Annotated in this window: 21 protein-coding genes; 12 read left to right on the forward strand and 9 right to left on the reverse strand. The window is 71.0% G+C overall.

The window, feature by feature from the left end; genetic code table 11:
- Positions 1–4 precede the first annotated feature (4 nt).
- A complete protein-coding gene (locus tag IT072_RS17160; RefSeq protein WP_223358043.1) occupies positions 5–1480 on the reverse strand; it encodes an MFS transporter in 1476 nt (491 codons plus the stop codon).
- Between the two features lie 107 nt (positions 1481–1587).
- Here IT072_RS17160 and IT072_RS17165 point away from each other — a divergent pair, with 107 nt between their 5' ends.
- Positions 1588–2328, forward strand: coding sequence for a TetR/AcrR family transcriptional regulator (locus IT072_RS17165; protein ID WP_223358044.1), 741 nt, complete (start codon positions 1588–1590; stop codon positions 2326–2328).
- A gap of 48 nt (positions 2329–2376) precedes the next feature.
- On the opposite strand, the gene IT072_RS17170 is transcribed toward IT072_RS17165, so the two are convergent.
- Genes IT072_RS17170 through IT072_RS17180 form a run of 3 tightly spaced genes read right to left on the reverse strand, consistent with a single transcriptional unit; the run spans position 2377 to position 3868 of the window.
- Positions 2377–2724 (reverse strand): hypothetical protein, encoded by a 348-nt coding sequence (locus IT072_RS17170; protein ID WP_223358045.1) that lies wholly within the window; start codon positions 2722–2724, stop codon positions 2377–2379.
- A complete protein-coding gene (locus IT072_RS17175) occupies positions 2721–3317 on the reverse strand; it encodes an Asp23/Gls24 family envelope stress response protein (protein ID WP_223358046.1) in 597 nt (198 codons plus the stop codon). The genes IT072_RS17170 and IT072_RS17175 overlap by 4 nt, the downstream gene beginning before the upstream one ends.
- A complete protein-coding gene (locus IT072_RS17180; RefSeq protein WP_223358047.1) occupies positions 3314–3868 on the reverse strand; it encodes an RNA polymerase sigma factor in 555 nt (184 codons plus the stop codon). The genes IT072_RS17175 and IT072_RS17180 overlap by 4 nt, the downstream gene beginning before the upstream one ends.
- A gap of 188 nt (positions 3869–4056) precedes the next feature.
- Between IT072_RS17180 and IT072_RS17185 the strand changes: the two genes are divergently transcribed.
- The 7 genes from IT072_RS17185 (at position 4057) to IT072_RS17215 (ending at position 6950) form a co-directional block, all read left to right on the forward strand.
- Positions 4057–4482, forward strand: coding sequence for an Asp23/Gls24 family envelope stress response protein (locus IT072_RS17185; RefSeq protein WP_223358048.1), 426 nt, complete (start codon positions 4057–4059; stop codon positions 4480–4482).
- On the forward strand, positions 4479–4670 hold the full coding sequence (locus IT072_RS17190) for a hypothetical protein (RefSeq protein ID WP_223358049.1): 192 nt from the start codon (positions 4479–4481) through the stop codon (positions 4668–4670). The genes IT072_RS17185 and IT072_RS17190 overlap by 4 nt, the downstream gene beginning before the upstream one ends.
- Positions 4667–4984: a hypothetical protein gene (locus IT072_RS17195; RefSeq protein WP_223358050.1), complete on the forward strand. Its 318-nt coding sequence runs from the start codon at positions 4667–4669 to the stop codon at positions 4982–4984. The genes IT072_RS17190 and IT072_RS17195 overlap by 4 nt, the downstream gene beginning before the upstream one ends.
- Positions 4981–5553 carry a DUF6286 domain-containing protein gene (locus IT072_RS17200; protein WP_223358051.1) on the forward strand — a complete coding sequence of 191 codons (573 nt, stop codon included), beginning with the start codon at positions 4981–4983 and terminating at the stop codon, positions 5551–5553. The genes IT072_RS17195 and IT072_RS17200 overlap by 4 nt, the downstream gene beginning before the upstream one ends.
- Positions 5550–6179: a hypothetical protein gene (locus tag IT072_RS17205; RefSeq protein WP_223358052.1), complete on the forward strand. Its 630-nt coding sequence runs from the start codon at positions 5550–5552 to the stop codon at positions 6177–6179. The genes IT072_RS17200 and IT072_RS17205 overlap by 4 nt, the downstream gene beginning before the upstream one ends.
- A 40-nt stretch (positions 6180–6219) precedes the next feature.
- The gene (locus IT072_RS17210; RefSeq protein ID WP_223358053.1) at positions 6220–6393 is read left to right on the forward strand and encodes a CsbD family protein; all 174 of its coding nucleotides are present in this window, start codon (positions 6220–6222) and stop codon (positions 6391–6393) included.
- A 143-nt stretch (positions 6394–6536) separates the two neighbouring features.
- A complete protein-coding gene (locus IT072_RS17215; protein WP_223358054.1) occupies positions 6537–6950 on the forward strand; it encodes a hypothetical protein in 414 nt (137 codons plus the stop codon).
- 10 nt (positions 6951–6960) lie between these two features.
- Here IT072_RS17215 and IT072_RS17220 read toward each other — a convergent pair whose 3' ends face one another.
- Genes IT072_RS17220 through IT072_RS17240 form a run of 5 tightly spaced genes read right to left on the reverse strand, consistent with a single transcriptional unit; the run spans position 6961 to position 11902 of the window.
- A complete protein-coding gene (locus IT072_RS17220; RefSeq protein ID WP_223358055.1) occupies positions 6961–7662 on the reverse strand; it encodes a DUF624 domain-containing protein in 702 nt (233 codons plus the stop codon).
- A complete protein-coding gene (locus IT072_RS17225) occupies positions 7659–8573 on the reverse strand; it encodes a carbohydrate ABC transporter permease (protein WP_223358056.1) in 915 nt (304 codons plus the stop codon). The genes IT072_RS17220 and IT072_RS17225 overlap by 4 nt, the downstream gene beginning before the upstream one ends.
- The gene (locus IT072_RS17230; protein WP_223358057.1) at positions 8573–9505 is read right to left on the reverse strand and encodes a carbohydrate ABC transporter permease; all 933 of its coding nucleotides are present in this window, start codon (positions 9503–9505) and stop codon (positions 8573–8575) included. Before IT072_RS17230 ends, IT072_RS17225 begins: the two co-directional genes overlap by 1 nt.
- Before the next feature lie 5 nt (positions 9506–9510).
- Complete coding sequence (locus IT072_RS17235; RefSeq protein WP_223358058.1) at positions 9511–10791, reverse strand: ABC transporter substrate-binding protein; 1281 nt, start codon at positions 10789–10791, stop codon at positions 9511–9513.
- 46 nt (positions 10792–10837) lie between these two features.
- Positions 10838–11902 carry a hydroxyacid dehydrogenase gene (locus IT072_RS17240; RefSeq protein ID WP_223358059.1) on the reverse strand — a complete coding sequence of 355 codons (1065 nt, stop codon included), beginning with the start codon at positions 11900–11902 and terminating at the stop codon, positions 10838–10840.
- 101 nt (positions 11903–12003) lie between these two features.
- Here IT072_RS17240 and IT072_RS17245 point away from each other — a divergent pair, with 101 nt between their 5' ends.
- The 4 genes from IT072_RS17245 to IT072_RS17260 all read left to right on the forward strand — a co-directional run bounded on the left by IT072_RS17245 (position 12004) and on the right by IT072_RS17260 (position 19230).
- Positions 12004–14070 (forward strand): heparinase II/III domain-containing protein, encoded by a 2067-nt coding sequence (locus IT072_RS17245; protein ID WP_223358060.1) that lies wholly within the window; start codon positions 12004–12006, stop codon positions 14068–14070.
- Entirely contained in the window at positions 14067–15203 is a 1137-nt protein-coding gene (locus tag IT072_RS17250) for a substrate-binding domain-containing protein (RefSeq protein WP_223358061.1), read from the forward strand. The genes IT072_RS17245 and IT072_RS17250 overlap by 4 nt, the downstream gene beginning before the upstream one ends.
- On the forward strand, positions 15200–17155 hold the full coding sequence (locus IT072_RS17255; protein WP_223358062.1) for a DUF2264 domain-containing protein: 1956 nt from the start codon (positions 15200–15202) through the stop codon (positions 17153–17155). Before IT072_RS17250 ends, IT072_RS17255 begins: the two co-directional genes overlap by 4 nt.
- A gap of 71 nt (positions 17156–17226) precedes the next feature.
- Positions 17227–19230 (forward strand): right-handed parallel beta-helix repeat-containing protein, encoded by a 2004-nt coding sequence (locus tag IT072_RS17260; RefSeq protein WP_223358063.1) that lies wholly within the window; start codon positions 17227–17229, stop codon positions 19228–19230.
- Positions 19231–19254 lie beyond the last annotated feature (24 nt).

Consider the following 19254-nt stretch of genomic DNA (forward strand, 5'->3'; position numbering starts at 1 on the left):
CCCTTTAGACGACGCCCTGCTCCTCGGCGGGCGCGTGCTCGTCGACGGTGCGCGAGTTGGTCAGCGTGAGTGCTCCGACGCCCGCGATGACACCGACGGCGACGGCGAGGATGCCGAAGATCACCTGCTCGCCGCGGAAGAAGGACGCGACCAGTTCGAAGTTCCACGCCCCGTTCGGCAGAACGGTGGTGACGAGGGCGGCGATGAGCGTTCCGACGACAGCCGTGCCGATGCTCGTGCCCACCTCCTGCGCTGCATCGTTCATCGCCGCGCCCATCGACGTGCGGTTCTCGGGCATCGCTCCCACGAGCGCCACCGCGCAGATGGTCATGACCGTGCGGAGCCCGATCGTCATCACGATCATGGCGAGCGCGATGGCCAGGTAGTTCTGCTGGACGCTCCACCCCATCAGCGCGAGCCCGGCCGCCAGCAGCACGGCACCGACGAAACACGCCATCCGGTGCCCGAAGCGACGGACGAGCCACTCGGTGAGCGGGGTCGCGAAGATCATCGTGACGATGATGGGCAGGTTCGCCAGCCCCGCGACCAGCGGCGTCCAGCCCCACGCGTACTGGAAGTGCAGCACGAGAGCGAACATCACGCCGGCCATGGCGAGGGAGGTGCCGATCTGGGCGATGGCTGCGCCACGGACAGTCCCCCCGCGGAACAGCGACAGGTCGAGCATCGGCGCTGCCGCCCGGCGCTCGCGCACGATGAACAGGACGAGAGACGCGACGGCGCCGACCGCGACCGCGATCGTGACCGGGGACAGCCATCCGTTCTGCACGCCGCTCGTGAGGGTGTAGCAGGCGAGGCCGATCGTCAGGATGCTGAGCACGGCGCCGGGGATGTCGAGCCTGTCCTTCGTGAGCCCTTCGGCCGTGTCCGGCGCGACGCCGAAGTGCACGCCGAGACACGCGACGAGGGCGATCGGCGCGTTCACGAGCAGCAGCCACTGCCAGGGGAGGTGCGCGAGCACGCTGCCTGCCAGCAGCGGCCCGAGAACGAAGCCCGACATGCCCACGACCATCATCAGGGTGATCGCGCGCATCCGCAGCTTCTCGTCGTCGAACAACCGGAACACCAGGGAATTGGTGATCGGCGCCATCGCCGCCGCAGCGACGCCGAGCAGCGCGCGCAACGCGATGAGCTCGCCCGTGGTGGTGACCAGCAGCACGCCCAGGCTCAGCAGGCCGAACAGCGCGAGCCCCACCTGGAGCACGCGACGACGGCCGAACCGGTCGGCGATCGACCCGGCCGTCAGCAGCAGGCCCCCGAAGGTCAGCGAGTATGCACCGGTGATCCACTGCAGGGAGGTGGTGTCGCCACCGAGGCTGCGACCGATCGTCGGGAGGGCGACGGACAGCAGGGTGTTGTCGACCATCTCGACGAAGAAGGCGAGGCACAGCGCGGCGAGGGGCATCCACGCGGCCTTCATGGAGAGGTAGGTGCGCGGTCGGGCGATGGATTCGGTGCTCATGGCGGCTCCTGTATCGAACGGTGTTCGATTCTCGAACACAGTTCGATAGAATAGAACAATGTTCGATAAACGGCAAGCGAGAGCTCCACTGTGATGGGATGGGTGTCATGAGCAGCGCACAGCGGGACACCGACCGACGCACACGTCGCCGCACGACGGCGGAACGTCCCCGCGCCTCGCTCTCGCTCGAGTCCGTGCTGGCCGAAGCCGTCGCGATCCTGGACGAGTCGGGCGAGCAGGGACTCACCATCCGCGCGCTGGCCGCCCGGCTCGGAGGCGGCCCGGCGAGCGTGTACTGGTACGTGTCGGGGCGTGATGAGCTCCTCGACCTCGCCGCGGACTCCGTGCTCGCCGGCGTGCTGGAGGAGGTCGCCGATGTGGCATCGGACGACCCGATCGCCGAGTTGCGCACCATCGCCCATGTGCTCTTCGACACCCTCGCCGACCGCCCCTGGCTGGGCGCTTATGCGATGCGTGACACCGGACGCCAGACCCATTCGCTGATGTTGTACGAGCGGATCGGCGAACAGGTCATGCGACTCGGCCTCACCGCGCGGCAGAGCTTCTACGCGGCCTCCGCCGTGGTCGGCTTCGTGATCGGCACCGCGGCCGACATGGGCCAGGAACTCCCCGACGCCGTCACCTCCGGCGAGCTCGACCAGAAGGAGTACCTGGCCGAGGCGACCCGGCAATGGCGCGCCCTGGACCCGGCGCGATACCCGTTCATCCACCACATCGTCGACGAGTTCTCGGTGCACGAAGACCGCGACCAGTTCCGCGCCGGCCTGGACCTGCTGCTGGCCGGGCTCGAGTTGCAGGCGAGAGGGGCGGCGGGGCCCCGCGGCTGAGGGGCCGCCGGAACAGCCTGCCGGCCCGAGCCTCCGGAGCGGGCGTCGCTACTCGATACCGGCGACCGTCACGCGGATGGACGGCTCGTGCATCCCGGACGCGGCCGCCCAGTCCCTGGCCGTCGCGTAGACCGCTCGGCAGACCTCCGCAGCCGCCCGGTCGGCCCCGACACCGATGCGGATGGCGATGCTCGCCTCCGCGAGCACGATGTCGCCGCCGCCCGGCTCGGTGCCGGCCACCGTCGCCCCGACGGCCGAGGCGACCCTCGCGACGACGTTCGACGCCGGGTACAGGCGGGCGACCCCGGGGATGGCAGCGATCTCGGCCCGCAAGGCGGCTTCGCCGGTCGGCTGCGCACCCGTCATCGCAGCATCGTCCACTCCTGCAGCGCTCATCCCCACCCTCCGTTGCTGCTCTGGTCCTCGCGAACGTCGGTGACCGTCACGTCCACTTCCGTGACGACGAGCTCGGCGTGACGGGCCAGCTCTGCCGCCACCGCTGTCCGCACCCGTTCGGCCACGTCGGCGAAGGGGACGCCGTATCGGACGGAGATCTCCACGTGCACGGCGAGCGGGGCGCCGAGGGTCTCCACGTCTCCGTCGAGCCGGCACCGCCCCACGATCACTCCGTCGATCGAATCCCCGACACTGCGGACGAGCGCGCGGACCGAGCCCTCCGTCAGGGCGAGCTCGGCGAGCGGATCCGGATGGGCGAGGGGGATGCGCCGCCCCGCCTGCACGTCCAGCCGGATGCCGTCGAGGATACGGCCGACCCAGGAATCGTCGACGGGCACGCGCGCGGCTTCCTCCTCGAGGAGGTCGCGGGTCGTGCGGCTGAGCCGTTCGAGCGAGGCCAGCGCTGCGCGGCATTCCGCGGAGTCCTCGATGCCCGGGTCGGCCGGACGGCGCCCCCTGGCCAGGTAGTCGCTGAGCTCGTCGAGGGTGTGCCCGTCGATGAGGGCATCGCCCGGGAGGTGCGGATCGGTCATCGCCACTCCTCCATCGCCTCGAGCAATCGTCGTCGTCCGCGCGCCAGCTGCCCTCGGACGGTGGAGACCGGGATGCCGAGTTCCTGCGCGATCTCGTCGTAACTGTACTGTCCTGCTTCTCGCAGCACCCAGCACCTCCTCTGCAGCTCGGGCAGATCGTCGAGCGCCCTGCCCAGGGCCTCGCTCGCCGTGCGCACCTCGGCCCGGTGCTCGGGATCGTCGCGCGCGGGCGCGGCCGCGTCGACCTCACTGACGTCGTCGTGGTCGTGGCGCGCACGGATCCGGTCGATGCACCGCCGGCTCAGGATCCGCATCAGCCACGACTTGATCGCGGTCCCCTCCTGCAGCTCGCCCAGCCTCCTCCAGGCCGTGACGAACGTCTCCTGGACCACGTCGTCGGATTCGTAGGTGGACCCCAGCATGCGGCGCGCGTAGGCGCGCATCAGCGGGCCGTGTCTGCGCACCAGGACCTCGAACGCGACCGTGTCGCCATCGGCCGCGCGCCCGGCGAGAGTGTCGTCTCCGGCATCGTCGAGGAGGCGACCGCTCATCCGAGTCCATCCCCTTCTCCGCACCGGCCCCGCGAGCGTACGCTCGGCATCCGACGACGGCTAGTGCCCCGTCGTTCGTGGCTCTAAGCGATCTCCCAGCTTCGCGGCGTGACGAACGGCCCGGTCGACCCGTCTCAGGGGTGAGGGTCGCACGAACGGCCCCGATACATCCAACGGAAGGACAGCTCATGGCCACCACCACGACCACCACCACCACCGCCGGCCCCGCCGAGTCCGCGCTGGGCAAGACCGTCATCAACGACGCCGTCGTTGCCAAAGTCGCCGGCATCGCCGCGCGCGAGGTGCCCGGTGTCTACGCCCTCGGAGGCGGCGCCGCCCGCGCGCTCGGCGCGCTCCGCGACGCCGTGAACGCGACGGATCTCGGCCAGGGCATCAGCGTCGAGGTCGGAGAGCGCCAGGTGGCGGCCGACGTGACCATCGTCGCCGAGTACCCGGTCGCACTCCAGAAGGTCGCAGCCGATGTCCGCTCCGCGATCGCGCAGGCGATCGAGCGGATCGTCGGGCTCGAGGTCACCGAGGTCAACGTGACGATCAACGACGTCCACGTCCCGAGCGACGACGACGCCAGCGACCAGGAGGCTCGAGTCCAGTGAGCACGGCCAAGTTCGGCGCTCTGATCGGCGGCGGCCTCGCCGTGGTGTGGGCCGCGTTCGGCTTCTGGGTGTTCGTCGGCGTCGCGGCCGCGTCCCTCGTCGGCTATCTCGTCGCGCGCGTCGCGAGCGGCGAGATCGACCTCGGCCGGCTGGCCGACGCCTTGCGCGGCCGCCGCTCGTCGTCGTGACCGCCGGCCGGGACCGGTTCACCGCCGTGGCGCTCGAACACCTCGCGCAGGCGGTGGCGGCCGACGAGCTCGGCGTCGAGCGCCGCCGGGTCGCTGCGCGCGTGCGCGATCAGGGAGGTTCGCTCGCCGTCCGAGTGGCCTCGCCCCTGGCGATGCCGCCGCTGACGATCGAGCCGGAGACACCGCTGACGGTTCGACTGGGCGAGGCGGGCGGGAGCATCCGCGCACGCCTCGCCGCCCTCACCGGGCTGGCGGTCGTGCAGGTCGATATCCGCGCCACCGGCGCGGTCCTGACCGAGAGGAGAGTGAGATGAGCGGAGTGGACGCACGGATCGTGCGCCGGGAGACGCACTCCCCCCGGTCGACAGCGGCCGTGGTGACGGCGATCGCGATCGCCGTCGTCGTGTGCTGGCTGGCGCTGGAGAGCGTCCTGCACCTCCTTCAGCTGCCTCCGGTACTGATGAGCCCGCGTGACATCCTCACTCGCGTGGCGGCTGCCCCCTCCGCCGGATCCGCGACCCTGGTCGTCGTGGCGATCGCGGCGGGGCTCCTCGGCCTCGTGCTGCTCGCGCTCTCGATCCTCCCGGGCCGTCGGCCTCGCCGCCGCCTGGCGGCCGAGAGGCTCGCGATCGTCGCCGACGACACGATGCTCGCCTCGGCGCTGGCGCGCCGCGCGGCACAGGTCGCCGGAGTCGCTCCCGATGCGGTCACGGTCTCGCTCGGTCGGCGCAGCGGCACGGTGCGGATCGTCCCGGTCAGCGGAGCACCGGTCGACCGCGACGCCGTCCGGAACGCCGTCACGGAGGAGTTCGCTGCGGCGGGCACGGGAGCGCCGATGCGCATCGCCGTGGTCGTGCCGCCGAGCGGAAAGGTCGGATCATGAACTCCACCAACCGGGCGCTGAACCGCCTGCTGCTCGCGATCACCGGACTGGCGTCACTGCTGGCGGCCGCTGCCGCCGTGCTCCTGCTCGCCGTCCCCGGCGCGGCCTCCGTCTGGTCGCGGACGGCGGGGAACGCTGTGACCACTGCGGACGCGGTGTTCGGACGACCACTGTGGCCGGGCACCACGGTCAGTGCGGCCGCCGCCGTCTCTCTGCTCGCCGCGCTCGTGTTCGTCGTGCTGCTGCTCGCGTTCATCCTGCGTCAGGGGCACGGCGGCACCTCGACGGTGGCGACCGTCGGAACACCCGACGGCGCCGTCGAGATCGACACGGCGATCCCCGCCGCCCTCCTCGCCGACCGTCTGGACCCGGTGACCGGCGTGGACGGCGTGACCGTCAGCGCCTACCGCGTAAGCGGCACACCCGCTCTCAAGATCACGGTCCGCTGCAGGCGCGGTGCTTCGCCGCGCACGGTCGCGGACGCACTCGACGACGCGGTGTCCCGGCTCCACGACGCACTGGGGACTCCACTCCCCGTCTACGCGCAGCTGGTGGGCGGATTCCGCGCCCGCCTCCGTGCCCCGGCACGGGTCGACTCGTCCACGAGCGCCGCCCGGCCCTCGTGAACGCCCCGCACCACCACAACAACAAAGAAAGGAGACAGCCATGAGCGCTGCCGACAAGATCAAGAACACCGCGCAGGAGCTGAAGGGCAAGGCCGAGGAGGCCATCGGCAAGCTGACCGACGACGACAAGAAGGTCGCCGAGGGTAAGGCGGACCAGGCCGCCGCGAAGGTCAAGAACGCCGGCGAGGACATCAAGGACGCCTTCTCGAAGTAGCTCGCAGCGACGCGACGGAGCGGCGGTCCCGCAGGGGCCGCCGCTCCGTCGTCGTCCGGCGACATCCGAGCAGTTTTCGAGAAGCGCCCGCTCGCGCGCCCGGCGTAGGTTGAGTCCGGATCGACCGACGAAGGAGAAGCATCATGGCGACGACGTTCAGTGCCGAGGAGAAGGCCGCGATGAAGGCGGCGGTTGCGGAGAAGAAGGCCGCCGCGGCCGGAGCAGAGGCGGCGGCCGCGTGCGACGCAGCCATCGCGGCGCTCACCGGCACCGACAAGGAGCTCGCCCAGGTGTTCCACCGGCTGGTCGCCGAGAACACCGACCTCGCGGCGAAGACCTGGTACGGGATGCCGGCCTACGCGGACGCCGCGGGTAAGACGGTCGTGGCGTTCAAGCCGGGGTCGAAGTTCAAGATGCGGTACGCGACGATCGAGTTCCAGCCGGCCGCGGAGCTGGACGACGGCGACCTGTGGCCCGTCGGATTCGCGGTCGCGAAGCTGGGCGCCACGGAGCAGGAGCGCGTCGCGCAGGCACTGCGGCGCGCGGTCGGGCGGTGAGCCCCGCGCCTCACCCTTCCTTCCGCAGCACCTGCCGGAAGCCGTAGTGGGCGTTCGCGAAGACGGCGTAGAGCAGGAGGCCCGGGGCGAGCAGCCCCAGGACGGGCTGCATCAGCACCGCGAGGATGCTCAGCCCGACGAGAGCGAGGGCGACGGCGCTGAAGTACCAGCGTCGCACGGCCACGTAGAGGGCGGCCTTGAAGATCGCGCGCGCCGACGCCGCGGCGAAAACGGTGAGACCGGCGATGGCGGTGAGCGCCGTGACGACCGCGAGCAGGGCCACGACGAGGAGGGTCGGCCCGAGCAGGGCGGCCCAGACCGTGCCGGCGACGACCGCCGCGTCATAGAGGACGAAACCCACGAGGACCGCGGCGGCCAGCCCCACCAGGCCGGCCGCGAGCCCGCGTCGCCGATAGCCGCGCCAGAATGCCGAGAACGGCTGGGGATGCCCGTCGCCCAGCGTGCGGTAGACCTCGAACGCGCCCGCCAGCGACGGTGAGACGGTCAGCGAGAGCAGCAGCACCAGGGGCCAGGCCTGGAGCGCATCCCGCGCCGCGAACAGCACCGCGACGAGCGGGAGGTTCGCGACCGCGAGCAGCAGATCCACCATGAGGACGGCATAGACGTACCCGAAGATCGAGTCGAGGGTCTCGTGCCGCAGTCGCGCGAGGCCCCGCGGTGGCCGTGCGGCGCGGGCGGCCTGGCCGCTCATCCCTTCATCCCGCTCGTCGCGATGCCGGCGATGAAGTAGCGCTGACCGGCCAGGAAGATCACGAGGATCGGCAGGATGGAGATGACCGACCCCGTCATGATCATCGCGTACTGCGCCGAGTATTGGCCGATGAAGGAGCGCAGGCCGATCTGCACCGTCCACAGCTCGTTGCTCGACAGGTAGATGAACGGTCCCATGTAGTCGTTCCAGGTGTTCACGAAGGTGAGCAGTGCGAGCGAGGCGAGCGCCGGCTTCGAGAGGGGCAGGATGATCCGCGCCCAGATGCCGTAGTCGCTCAGGCCGTCGATGCGCGCGGCCTCGTTGAGCTCGTCCGGGATGGTCATGTAGTACTGGCGCATCAGGAAGACGCCGAACGCGCTGAAGGCCTGCAACAGGATGAGCGCGGTGAAGGTGTTCGTGAGCCCGGCCTGCTGCATCATGATGTACTGCGGGATCATGTACGCCTGCCACGGCACCGCGATCGTGGCGATGTAGGCGAGGAAGAGCGCATCGCGGCCCGGGAAGCGGACCTTCGAGAAGCCGTAGGCAGCGAAGCTGCCGGTCAGCACCTGCAGCACCGTGATCACGACGGCGAGCAGCGCCGAGTTGGCGAGGTACCCGGCCATCGGGATCGCCGTCCAGATGTCCGCGTAGTTGCTCCAGACGAACTCCTTCGGAATCCACTGGATCGGCACGCTGAGCACATCGCCGTCGTTCTTCAGCGACGACGAGAGCATCCAGATGAACGGCAGCAGCACGATGCCGAGGAGCACGACGAGCAGCACGTACATGCCCGTCTGGCCGAGACGGGTCCTGACGCGACGGCGGCGGGGCTTCGGGAGCGGGGCGTCGGGCCGGAACGCGCCGCCCGTCTTGAGCTCCTGGGCGAGGTCGGAGGTGAGAGTGGACATCAGCGCTCCCGTCTCTGCTGGATGCGGAACTGGAAGACCGTCACGAGCAGGACGATCAGGAACAGGACGAGCGAGATCGCGGACGAGTAGCCGAACTCGCCGTTGAGGATGCCGTCCTGGTAGATGAGCTGGGAGAGCACGAGCGTCGCCCGGCCCGGGCCGCCCTGCGTCATCACGAAGACGAGGTCGAAGACCTTGAAGCTCGACACGCTCAGCAGCACGAGCACGAGGAAGGTCGTGGGGCGCAGCGACGGCAGCGTGACGTTCCAGAAGGAGCGCCAGCGGCCGGCGCCATCCACCTGCGCCGCCTCGTAGTACTCGCGCGGGATGGCCTGGAGGCCGGCGAGGAACAGGACCATGTAGTAGCCCATGTCGCGCCAGACGCTCGTGATGATCACGGCGGGCAGCGCCCAGGTCGTGCTCGCCGTCCATCCCGGGGCGTCCGCGATCCCGATGGCGTGGAGGAACTGGTTGATCGGCCCGCTGGTCGGGTCGAACAGCATGTTCCAGACGATGGCGATCGCGACCAGCGACGTGATGTACGGGAAGAAGATCGCGACGCGGAAGAAGGCGATGCCGCGCAGCTTCTGGTTCAGCAGCAGCGCGAGTCCGAGTGAGAGCGCCAGCGTGAGCGGCACGTGCCCCACGGCGTAGAGCACGGTGTTCTGCAGCGCGATGCGGAAGTCGTCGTCGCGGAACAGACGCAGGAAGTTGTCGATCCCGGCCCAGGTCGGCGCGTTGTACGAGTCCCAGTGCATGAACGCCAGCCCGAAGGCGGCGATCACGGGCACCAGGGTGAAGAGGGCGAACCCGAGGAAGTTCGGGAGGATGAAGCTCCAGCCGATGAGTGTGCTCCGACGGCGGAGCCCGCGGGGCGCCCGCCGGGGAGTCGGCTCCCCGGCGGGTCCGCGTCGTTGCGTGATGGTGGTCATGGCGGCTACTGGTGGAGCACGTCGGACTTCACGCGCGAGCCCATCTCGGCGAGCGCGTCGGAGACGGACGAACTGCCGGTCATGATGAGCTGGTGCTCCTGGTTCAGGATGGTGCCGATCGCCGCGGCATTCGCGCCGGTGGGCCCGTCCGGGCGGATCACGTCGGGGTCGAACGCCTTCTTCGACAGCGCATCGGAGGGCATCCCCGGGAGGCCGAAGTACTGCTGGGTGATCTCGTCGCTGTGGTAGGCGGGCACGATGCCGACGCCGGCGACGGCCTTGGCTCCGTCCGGCCCGGCGGCGAACGCCAGGAACTTCTTGGCCGCCTCGATATTCTTGGAGTTCTTGTTGATGCCGAACCCGGTCGGGCCGCCCATCGTGGTGATCTTCGTGCCGGACTTCAGCTGCGGGACCGGCGCGATGCCCCAGTCGACGTCGGTCGTGCCGGCCTTGGTGTCGGCCAGCAGGGGCGCGATGAGCCAGGTGCCCATCGGGACCATGGCGGCCTTGCCCTTCTCGAACATGTCCTTGTACTGCACCTGCTGGCTGTTGGCCGTCGCCCAGTCCATGATCGTTCCGGCCTTCTGCATGCCCAGCGTCAGCTCGTACTGGTCGGTCATCCAGGAGTAGTCGGTCTTGTCGTAGCTCTTGTCCTGCTGCGCTGCGGCGTAGCCCTGCACCATGGAGTTCCAGGTGTGGATGTAGGCGCCGTAGACCTTGTCGGCGCCGTCGCCCTTCGTGAGCTTCGCGGCGTCGGCGGCGAACTCGTCCCAGGTGAGGTTCTCAGGGTCCGCGACTCCGGCGTCGGCGAACATCTTCTTGTTGTAGTAGAGCACCGAGAAGTCCTGGCGGTACGGCACGGCGTAGGTGGCGTCGCCCGATTTGTAACTCTCGGTCGCCGGGATGTCGGCGGTCGGGAGCCCCTTCACCACGTCGGAGACGTCGACGAGCTGCTTCTTCTGTGCGTAGCCGGCGTAGTCGGTGAGGTTCTTGACGGTGATGATGTCGGTGGTGTCTCCGCCGGCCAGCATCGTGGTGATCTTGTCCTCGTAGTTCGCGGCGAGGATGTCGACGGGCTGGATGGTGATCGACGGGTTCGCCTTCTCGAACGCGCTGAACAGCGCGCCGAACTCGGGGGTCTGCTGCAGGTTCCAGACGGCGACGCGCAGCGTCGTCGAGCCGGACGAGCCCGAGCCCGATCCGGTCGAGCCCGTGCCGGCGCAGCCGGCGAGGCCCAGGGCGAGCGCCGCCGCAGCGGCGGCGACGGCGATCAGGGATCTCTTCATGCGGAACAACTCCTTTGTCATCGGTGAAGGGGGAAGGGGAGGGGGGTCAGGCGCTCAGGCGGAGCGCCTCGCTCGTCACCTCGTCGAGCAACGGCTCGCCGGTCGCGTAGCGCTCCAGCTCGTCGAGGGCGGCGTCGGTCATGCGGTGGATCTCCGACCCGAGGGATCCCGCGAGGTGCGGGGTGACCATCACATTCGGGAGGCGGTACAGCGGGGAGTCCTCGGGCAGCGGCTCCGGGTCGGTGACGTCGAGGATGGCGTTGAGCCGGCCGGAGGCGCACTCGCGCTCGAGCGCCGCGGTGTCGACCAGACTCCCCCGCGCGGTGTTGATGAGGGTGGCGTGGTCGGGCAGCGCGGCCAGCTGCGGCGCGGCGATCATGTGCCGGGTCGACGGCAGTGCGGGAGCGTGCAGCGACAGCACGTCGACGCGCGGCAGGAGGTCGTCGAGGCGCGTCGGTACTCCCCCGGCGGCGAGGATGTCGACCGGGTCGGCGTAGGGGTCGGCGACCAGGCACACGACGTCGTCGAGCTGCTGCACGAGGTCGACGACGCGGCGGCCGACCCGGCTGAAGCCGACGACGCCGATGGTGCGCCCGAGGTTCGACAGTTCTCCGTAGCGGTGGATCTGGAGCCCGTGGTCGCGGCGCACCTGCGGGTCGGCGGCGATGAACGGCGCCTTCTTGCCGGCCAGGATGATCGCGGCGAGCGTGTACTCGGCGACCGGGACGGCGTTGGCCTCGGCGACGGAAGTCGCGCGGATGCCGCGCTCCCAGAACTCGGGCGTCACCTGCGGGCGCACCGTGCCCGCGCAGTGCAGCATCGCCCGCAGGCGCGGCATGCGGTCGAGCCGCGCGGCGTCGAGGCGGGGCGCTCCCCACCCGGTGAGCAGCACCTCCACGGTCGCGAGCCGGTCCGCCAGCGCGGGGTCGTCCAGGTCGTCGGCGAGCACGGGGTCGGGCACGCGTGCCAACCGATGGAGGCGTGCCAGTCGGGGCGCGTCGAACTGACGCTCGAACACGTCGCGGTCCATCACCACGAGCGCTTCGGGGGGAGTGATCTCGGTCATCGCCGCCAGGCCCAGCCTTTCCGTCCAGCGGCGATCGCGGGTCATTGCGTCGTCGCGTGACTCAGTACATACTCAGACCCGTCACAAACAAACCAATCATTCACGATCGAACACGAACACACACAATCGCATCCCAGGAGGCAACGGTGCCGCACCTCTCGCATCCCACGACGACCGACGATGACGCGGCAGGGGCGCGCCCGTCTTACGGCGATGTGTTCTCGCGGGTGAGCGCCCACACGGCACCGCCCGTCGGCACCCAGGCCACGGCGGAGCCGTTCGAGGGACCTCTGTTCGCCCACTGGGGCGACGGGATGCGGGAGCCCGCGCTGCGCGCGCTGCTGGGCGCCGCGGGCACAGAGCGCATCCAGGACCGAACGGGCATCCCTGCGGCCTCCGATCGGAGCGTGTGGGACCGGCTGGACCCGATCACGCTCGACGGGCTGGCCGCCGAGGCCGAGACCGAGCGCGGCCTCCCCTGGCCCGGCGTCCCGGCGTCGCTCTTCGCCCGCTACGCGCGCGACGGCGACCGGCGCGGCTACGAGGCCGCCGTCGACGCCCGCCAGCAGCGTCTCACCCGCGCCGTCGTCCTCGCCGCGACGACGCGTGGCGCCGAATGGATCGACGACGCCGCCGACGGCGCGATCGTGCTGTGCGAGCAGAGCACCTGGTCGCTCTCCGCCCATGACGACGCCGGCGCCCGCCGTGGCTTCGTGGTGCCCGACGCCGCCTCCCCCTACCTCGATCTGATCGCCGGTGAGATCGCCGCCCAGCTCGCGGTCGCCGACCGGGTGCTCGGCGCGGACTGGGACGCCGCGTGGCCCGGGGTCCGCGAGCGCATCCGGCACGAGGTGGAGGCGCGGGTCTTCGCCCCGTTCGAGACCCGGGACGACCTCTGGTGGCTGGGCTACTGGCGGGACGTCAACAATTGGAACCCGTGGATCCTCGGCAACGTGCTGCTGTCCGCGGCCCTGCTGCTGGACGATCCCGTGCGGATCGCCGCGATGACCGCGCGCGCACTGGACAGCCTCGACCGGTACGTCGCGACGCTGCCCGCCGACGGCGCGATCGACGAGGGCGTCGCGTACTGGTGGAACGGCGCCGGGCGCATGCTGGAGCTGCTGGAGCTCGTCGCCCAGCTCACCGACGGCGGGCTCGACGCGGGCGGCGTCCCGGTCGTCGCCGAAGTGCTGCGGTTCCCGATGCGGATGCAGCTCGGAGCGGACTGGTACGTCAACGTGGCCGACGGCTGGGCGCGCAGCCGGCACACGGAGCCGTGGCACCTCCCGTTCCGCTGGGGTCTGCGCCTCGGCGACGACCGGGTCGTGGACTGGGCCCGCGGGGCTCGGCAGCCCGGGCGCCCGATCGCACCCGCGACGGGCGGCCTGCCCCGCTTCGTGCGCGCGGCGGCCGACGCACGGTGGCGGGACGCAACCCCCGCCACGCCACCGCTCCCGCAGTCGGTGTGGCTTCCGTCGGTGCAGGTGCTGGTCTGCCGAGCGGTGGCCGGGAGCACGGGCGGCCTCGCGCTGGCCGCCAAGGGCGGCACCAACGACGAGAACCACAACCACAAGGACCTCGGTTCCTTCATCGTGGCCGCGGGCGGGCGCCCTCTGCTGGTCGATGCCGGCAAGCCGACGTACCGGCGCGAGACGTTCAGCCCCGAGCGGTACGGCATCCGCGCGATGCAGAGCGGCTGGCACAACGCGCCGGCGCCGCACGGCCTCGAACAGGGGGAAGGCCCGGCGTTCGAGGCTGCGGTCGTGACGGCACCGCACGGCGAGCCCACCTCCGCGCCCGGGGTGCCGGAGAACGTCGCCCTCCCGATCTCGCTGGAACTGGATCTGACCGCCGCCTACCCGCTGGCGCCCGGCGAGCGGTGGCGACGACGGGCGTCCCTCGTCTCGCCGTCCCGCATCGAGATCCGCGACGAGTGGCGGCTGCAGGCCGACGCGAGGGTGGACGACGGACCGATCGCCACCCTGCACCTCGTCGCCGCCGGGGAGGTGCACCGGTCGGACGACCGCGTCGTCGTCTCGGCCGACGGGCGCGCGATCGCCATCGACGCCGCCGGCCTGACGCCGGAGCTGGAGGAGTGGGCGCTCGACGATCCTGAGCTCGCGGGAGTCTGGGGCGAGCGCCTCACTCGCCTCTCGTACCCGCTGACCGACGTCGCAGGCAGCCTGACGATGACCATCGAGGAGATCCGATGACGAACAGAGAGCCCCTGTACTCGGTGCAGCGCCGCGAGCGCATCATGGACCAGCTGCGCGAGCGCGGCGCGGTGAGCGTGAGCGCGCTGGCGGTCGAGCTGGGAGTCAGCGAGCTGACCGTCCGGCGCGACATCAACACGCTCGCCCAGCAGGGCCTGGTCACGCGCGTGCACGGAGGTGCGACCCTCCGCAGCTCCCTCGACCCGGGCGCACGGTCGCCGGGCGCGCCGATGGTCGCCAAGTACACGATCGGGATGGTCGTACCGTCGCTCGAGTACTACTGGCCGCCGATCGTGCACGGCGCCCGCGCACAGGCGGCCCAGCTGCGGGCATCCCTCCTGCTGCGCGCCTCGACCTACGACTCCCGGGACAACCGCCGTCAGGTGGATGCGCTGCTCAAGGTGCCCGGACTGCACGGGCTCATCGTCGCTCCCGACACCCTGGGCGACGATGCGATCGAGACGCTCCGCTGGCTGGACTCCCTGCCCGTGCCGGTGGTGCTGGCCGAGCGGCGGGTGCGCACGGCCGCCGCCGCCCGTCGACTGGACTCCGTGGTCTCCGACCACACGGCCGGGGCGTCCCTCGCGGTCCACCACCTGCACGAGGTCGGCCACACGCGCATCGGACTCTTCATCGAGAGCGAGAGCCCCACCGGCCGGTACGTGCGCCGCGGCTGGCAGTCGGCCATCGCCTCGCTCGGCCTTCCCAGCGGCGTCGCGATGCTGCACGGCATCCGCTTCGACGCCCCCGGCCGGGAGGAGGCGATGGACGCGGCCCTCGACCTGTGCCGCACGACCGGCACCACCGCCGTCATCGTGCTCCCCGACCCGCAGGCCATCGCACTGGAGCAGCACGCGCTCGACCGGGGCGTCCGGGTGCCGCACGACCTCGCCATCGTCGCGTACGACGACGATGTCGCCCGATTCGGCGACCCGGCCATCACCGCGGTCCGGCCGCCGAAGGAGTTCGTGGGCCGGGAGGCCGTCAACCTGCTGATCGCCCGGCTGGAGGCCGGCGAGGGCCGGCCCGCCTACCGCGTGAAGCTCAGTCCGGAGCTGCACATCCGCCAGTCGACGCTGCCCGCGTCGATCGCCCCCGCCGCATCACTCGACGAAGGAGACGAGACCGCATGACCGCCGCCGATTCCGCCGCCACCACCGACCCGGCGCGTCCCTTCGACCCCGCGCGCATCGCCCTGCCTCCGGAGGACCGCTCGCTCTCGCCGCTCACCGGGTGGACGCGCGACCACTGGGCAGCGGTCGCCGACCACCTCCTCCTCTCCCTGCGACCGTATTTCACGTCGACGCGGAGCCGGGTGCAGCTGCCGGGCATCGTGAGCTCCCACGGCACGGACAGCGACGGGCTCGAAGGGTTCGCCCGCTCGTTCCTGCTCTACGCCTTCCGGACGCGCGGCGAGGCCGGCGTCGATCCTCTCGGTTTCACGGAGTGGTACCGAGACGGGCTGGTGGCCGGAACCGACCCGGCGGGCCCCGAGCGCTGGCCGCTCCCGAGCGCCGTCGGCCAGGCGAAGGTGGAGGCGGCCTCGATCGCGCTCGGCCTGCAGCTCACCCGCCCGTGGCTCTGGGACACGCTGGACGCAGCGGAGCAGCGGAACGTCGTCGCCTGGCTGGCCGACGCACCCGCGGGCTGGTACCCGGACAACAACTGGCTGTGGTTCCGCATCACGGTGGAGACGTTCCTCGCCTCCGTCGGCGGTCCGCATGATCCCGCGCGGATCGCCGCCGACCTCGCGACCATCGAGTCGTACTACCGCGCGGACGGCTGGTACGCCGACGGCTCCACGCGCGCGTTCGACTACTACTGCGGCTGGGCCATGCACCTCTACCCGCTGCTGTGGACGGCCTCCACCGGCGCCGACGCCTTCGGCGCCCGCGCCCTGGAGCCGGTGCTCCGGTCACGGCTCACCGACTTCCTCGACGACCACGCCGCGCTGATCGGCGCCGACGGCATGCCGGTGCTGCAGGGGCGGAGCCTCATCTACCGGTTCGCCGTGGCGGCGCCGCTCTGGATGGGCGCGATCACGGGTGCGACGCGCGTCCCGATGGGCACGCTGCGCCGCGGCGCCTCGGGCATGCTGCGGGCGTTCCTGGACCGTGGCGCGATCGACGAGCGCGGCCTGCTCTCGGTCGGCCTGCTCGGCGAGTGGCCGGCGATGGCGCAGTCGTACTCCGGTTCCGGATCGCCGTACTGGGCGGCCAAGGGATTCCTCGGGCTCGCACTCCCCGCCGACCACGAGGTGTGGACGGCGGTCGAGGAGCCGCTGCCGGTCGAGCGCGGCGACGTGCGCCGTGTCGTCCGCGCGGCGGGGTGGATCGTCAGCGGCACCGCGGCCGACGGGGTCGTGCGTGTGATCAACCACGGGACCGACCACGGGCGCCCCGGTGAGCACACCGCCGACTCCCCGCTCTACGCGCGGCTCGGCTACTCGTCGGCCAGCCTCCCTCCGCTCGTCGGAGCGACGGTGACGGCGCCCGTCGACAACACCGTCGGCGCGGTCGACGCGGAGGGGCGCTCGACGAACCGCTCGGGCTTCGCACGCGGAGTCATCGGGGACGACGGGGTCGCCGCGTTCGCGACGTCGATCGCGGGCACGCACTGGGTCTACGGGGACGACGGCGGTCCCGATCACGGCTCCGGCCGCACCGGTCGTGTCACCGAGGGGCCGACCCTCGTCACCGGCTCGCTCGTCCGCGGCGCGTGGGAGGTGCGCATCATCCGGCGCGTCGCCGACGAGGGAAAGGACTCGCCCGTGCGCCTGCGGGTGAGCGGATGGCCCGTCTCCGAGACGACGCCCGCCCTCGCTCGGCTCGTCCCCCTGCTCGGCGACGCCACCATCAAGACGCACACCGAGCCGGACACCTCGCCGCTCGGCCGCACCACGGTCGAGTGGGCGGAGTTCGACGGAGTCGCCGTCGACGACGTGATCGGCGTGGCGACTTCGGTCGGTCGCGCAGCGCTGCCCGATGTCCCGGCTCTGCGGGTGTTCCACTCCGTGGAGGGCGACCCGAGCGCGGAGGTGACGTGGCCGGACGGGGCTGTGAGCGTGCTCCCCCTGCTGGCCTGAGGCGCGTGACCCCTCTTGACGGCGCCCTCGTCGGATCGTAGATTATCGATTACTCACTATCGATTGGAGCAATGATGCTCGGGTTCCGACGTGCACGCCGCCGACGCGGCCTTCTCCTGGCGGGCGGCCTCGTCACCGCGGGAGTCCTCCTCACCGCCACAGCGGCCTCCGCGGCCGCGGCCCCGCCGCCCGGTCACCACCACGGCGGCACGACCTACTACGTGGGCCAGCACCCCGGGAAGGCTTCCAACGGCCGGACCGTGCACTCGGCGTTCACGTCGGTGCAGGACTGCGCCGACGTCGCCCAGCCGGGCGACACCTGCGTGATCCAGGACGGCACCTACGACGAGACGGTGACCCCGGCGCATTCGGGCACCGCGGCAGCACCGATCACCTTCACCGCGGCGCCCGGCGCGCATCCCGTGATCAGCGGCGCCGACCCGGTCACCGGATTCACCCCGGTCGGGCCGACCGAGCTCGCGCAGGTCGTGGCCGCCGACCCGTTCGCGGCGAACACCCCGTTCAGCCAGGCCGTCGCCGACGGCAAGGTCTACAGCGCCGGAGTCGACCTGGGCAGCGCAGCCGCCGAGGTGCAGATCTTCACCGACGGGGCGATGGACATCGAGGCCTCGTACCCGTTCCCCGGCACCGACCTCCTGAACCCGGCCGTCGAGCGCGCCGACGCGGGCACCGCGGACGCGACGATCGTCGACTCCACGCTGACCCGTCCCGCCGGGTACTGGGACGGCGCGCGCGTCCTCACGTCGTACTGGTACGTGACGGCCACCGGCACCGTCGCAAGCTCGGCAGTGGGGTCCGTCACACTGACGACCGCTCCCCCGTGCGTGCACAAGGTCGTGCCGACCGACACCTGGTTCCGGCTCTCCGGCAAGATCGGCGAGCTCTCGCATCCGGGATCCTACTTCTACGACGCGACGGCGAAGCGGCTCTACCTCTACAGCGACGACGACCCGAACGGCCACCGCATCGAGGCGAAGAAGCGCGACCTGGGCTTCGACCTGACGACCGCGAGCAACGTGCACGTGAACGGGATCGGCCTGTTCGCCTCCACCATCCGCACGGGCGACAGCAGCACCGGCGTCCAGCTCGACGGCATCGACGGGAAGTATCTGAGCCACTACTGGGACGTCACCCAGGGCGCGACGGACTGCGGCGCGAACGTAACCCGCGGCGTCGCGACCAGCGGCATCGTCCTGAAAGGCACCGGCAACAGCATCCGCGACAGCCATCTGCAGTACAGCGCGGGCAACGGCGTCTCCCTCGGCGGCTACGGCAACACCGCGGAAGGCAACACCATCACGGACGTCGACTACGCCGGCACCTACGCCGCCGCCGTCGCCGTCCAGGGGCACAGCCAGACCGTCACCCACAACACGATGGCGCGCCTCGGCCGCAGCGGCATCAACCTGCAGTGGAACGGTGTGACCGGCACGACCGCCGGCGCCGACCGGATCGCCTACAACGACATCTCCGGGCACGCCTCGCTCAGTGTCGACACCGCGGCGATCTACTCCTGCTGCTCGGCCCACATGGAAGGCACGCGGATCGACCACAATGTGCTGCACGATCCGACGCCCCGCCCCGGCGGAGTGTACCCGTTCGGCATCTCGGGCATCTACGCGGACAACGGGATGAGCGACCTCCAGATCGACAACAACCTCGGCTGGGGCAACCACGAAGGCACCGTCGAGCTGAACGGCCTGGGCACCGGATCCCACGACAACCTCGTCTACAACAACACCGGCGGGATGACGCTCTTCTATGTGAAGGAGGCCGGCCAGTCCACGGGCACGAAGATCTACAACAACATCGGCCCGATCACCGGCCTCGCAGGCGCGACCGACGGCGGCCTCGTGCTGTCGAACAATCTGATCGACGGCGACCCGCTCTACGTGGACCCGGCCGCGCACGACTACCGGCTGCAGGCGGGCTCGCCCGCGCGCAACGCGGCGATCCCCCTGCCCGGAGTGAACGACGGCTCGACGGACGCGACGCCCAGCCTCGGCGCGTTCCAATACGGGGCGGTGCCGTGGACAGCGGGGGCAGGCAGCTAGCCAGGAGCCGATCGCAGGCGGGGT

The sequence above is a fragment of the Leifsonia sp. ZF2019 genome (genome assembly GCF_019924635.1).
GTDB lineage: Bacteria > Actinomycetota > Actinomycetes > Actinomycetales > Microbacteriaceae > Leifsonia.

Coding starts and splice junctions, on each gene's coding strand:
- IT072_RS17160 (WP_223358043.1), bottom strand. CDS start 1,480: ATGAGCACCGAATCCATCGCCCGACCGCGCACCTACCTCTCCATGAAG.
- IT072_RS17165 (WP_223358044.1), top strand. CDS start 1,588: ATGAGCAGCGCACAGCGGGACACCGACCGACGCACACGTCGCCGCACG.
- IT072_RS17170 (WP_223358045.1), bottom strand. CDS start 2,724: ATGAGCGCTGCAGGAGTGGACGATGCTGCGATGACGGGTGCGCAGCCG.
- IT072_RS17175 (WP_223358046.1), bottom strand. CDS start 3,317: ATGACCGATCCGCACCTCCCGGGCGATGCCCTCATCGACGGGCACACC.
- IT072_RS17180 (WP_223358047.1), bottom strand. CDS start 3,868: ATGAGCGGTCGCCTCCTCGACGATGCCGGAGACGACACTCTCGCCGGG.
- IT072_RS17185 (WP_223358048.1), top strand. CDS start 4,057: ATGGCCACCACCACGACCACCACCACCACCGCCGGCCCCGCCGAGTCC.
- IT072_RS17200 (WP_223358051.1), top strand. CDS start 4,981: ATGAGCGGAGTGGACGCACGGATCGTGCGCCGGGAGACGCACTCCCCC.
- IT072_RS17205 (WP_223358052.1), top strand. CDS start 5,550: ATGAACTCCACCAACCGGGCGCTGAACCGCCTGCTGCTCGCGATCACC.
- IT072_RS17210 (WP_223358053.1), top strand. CDS start 6,220: ATGAGCGCTGCCGACAAGATCAAGAACACCGCGCAGGAGCTGAAGGGC.
- IT072_RS17215 (WP_223358054.1), top strand. CDS start 6,537: ATGGCGACGACGTTCAGTGCCGAGGAGAAGGCCGCGATGAAGGCGGCG.
- IT072_RS17220 (WP_223358055.1), bottom strand. CDS start 7,662: ATGAGCGGCCAGGCCGCCCGCGCCGCACGGCCACCGCGGGGCCTCGCG.
- IT072_RS17225 (WP_223358056.1), bottom strand. CDS start 8,573: ATGTCCACTCTCACCTCCGACCTCGCCCAGGAGCTCAAGACGGGCGGC.
- IT072_RS17230 (WP_223358057.1), bottom strand. CDS start 9,505: ATGACCACCATCACGCAACGACGCGGACCCGCCGGGGAGCCGACTCCC.
- IT072_RS17235 (WP_223358058.1), bottom strand. CDS start 10,791: ATGAAGAGATCCCTGATCGCCGTCGCCGCCGCTGCGGCGGCGCTCGCC.
- IT072_RS17240 (WP_223358059.1), bottom strand. CDS start 11,902: ATGACCCGCGATCGCCGCTGGACGGAAAGGCTGGGCCTGGCGGCGATG.
- IT072_RS17250 (WP_223358061.1), top strand. CDS start 14,067: ATGACGAACAGAGAGCCCCTGTACTCGGTGCAGCGCCGCGAGCGCATC.
- IT072_RS17255 (WP_223358062.1), top strand. CDS start 15,200: ATGACCGCCGCCGATTCCGCCGCCACCACCGACCCGGCGCGTCCCTTC.
- IT072_RS17260 (WP_223358063.1), top strand. CDS start 17,227: ATGATGCTCGGGTTCCGACGTGCACGCCGCCGACGCGGCCTTCTCCTG.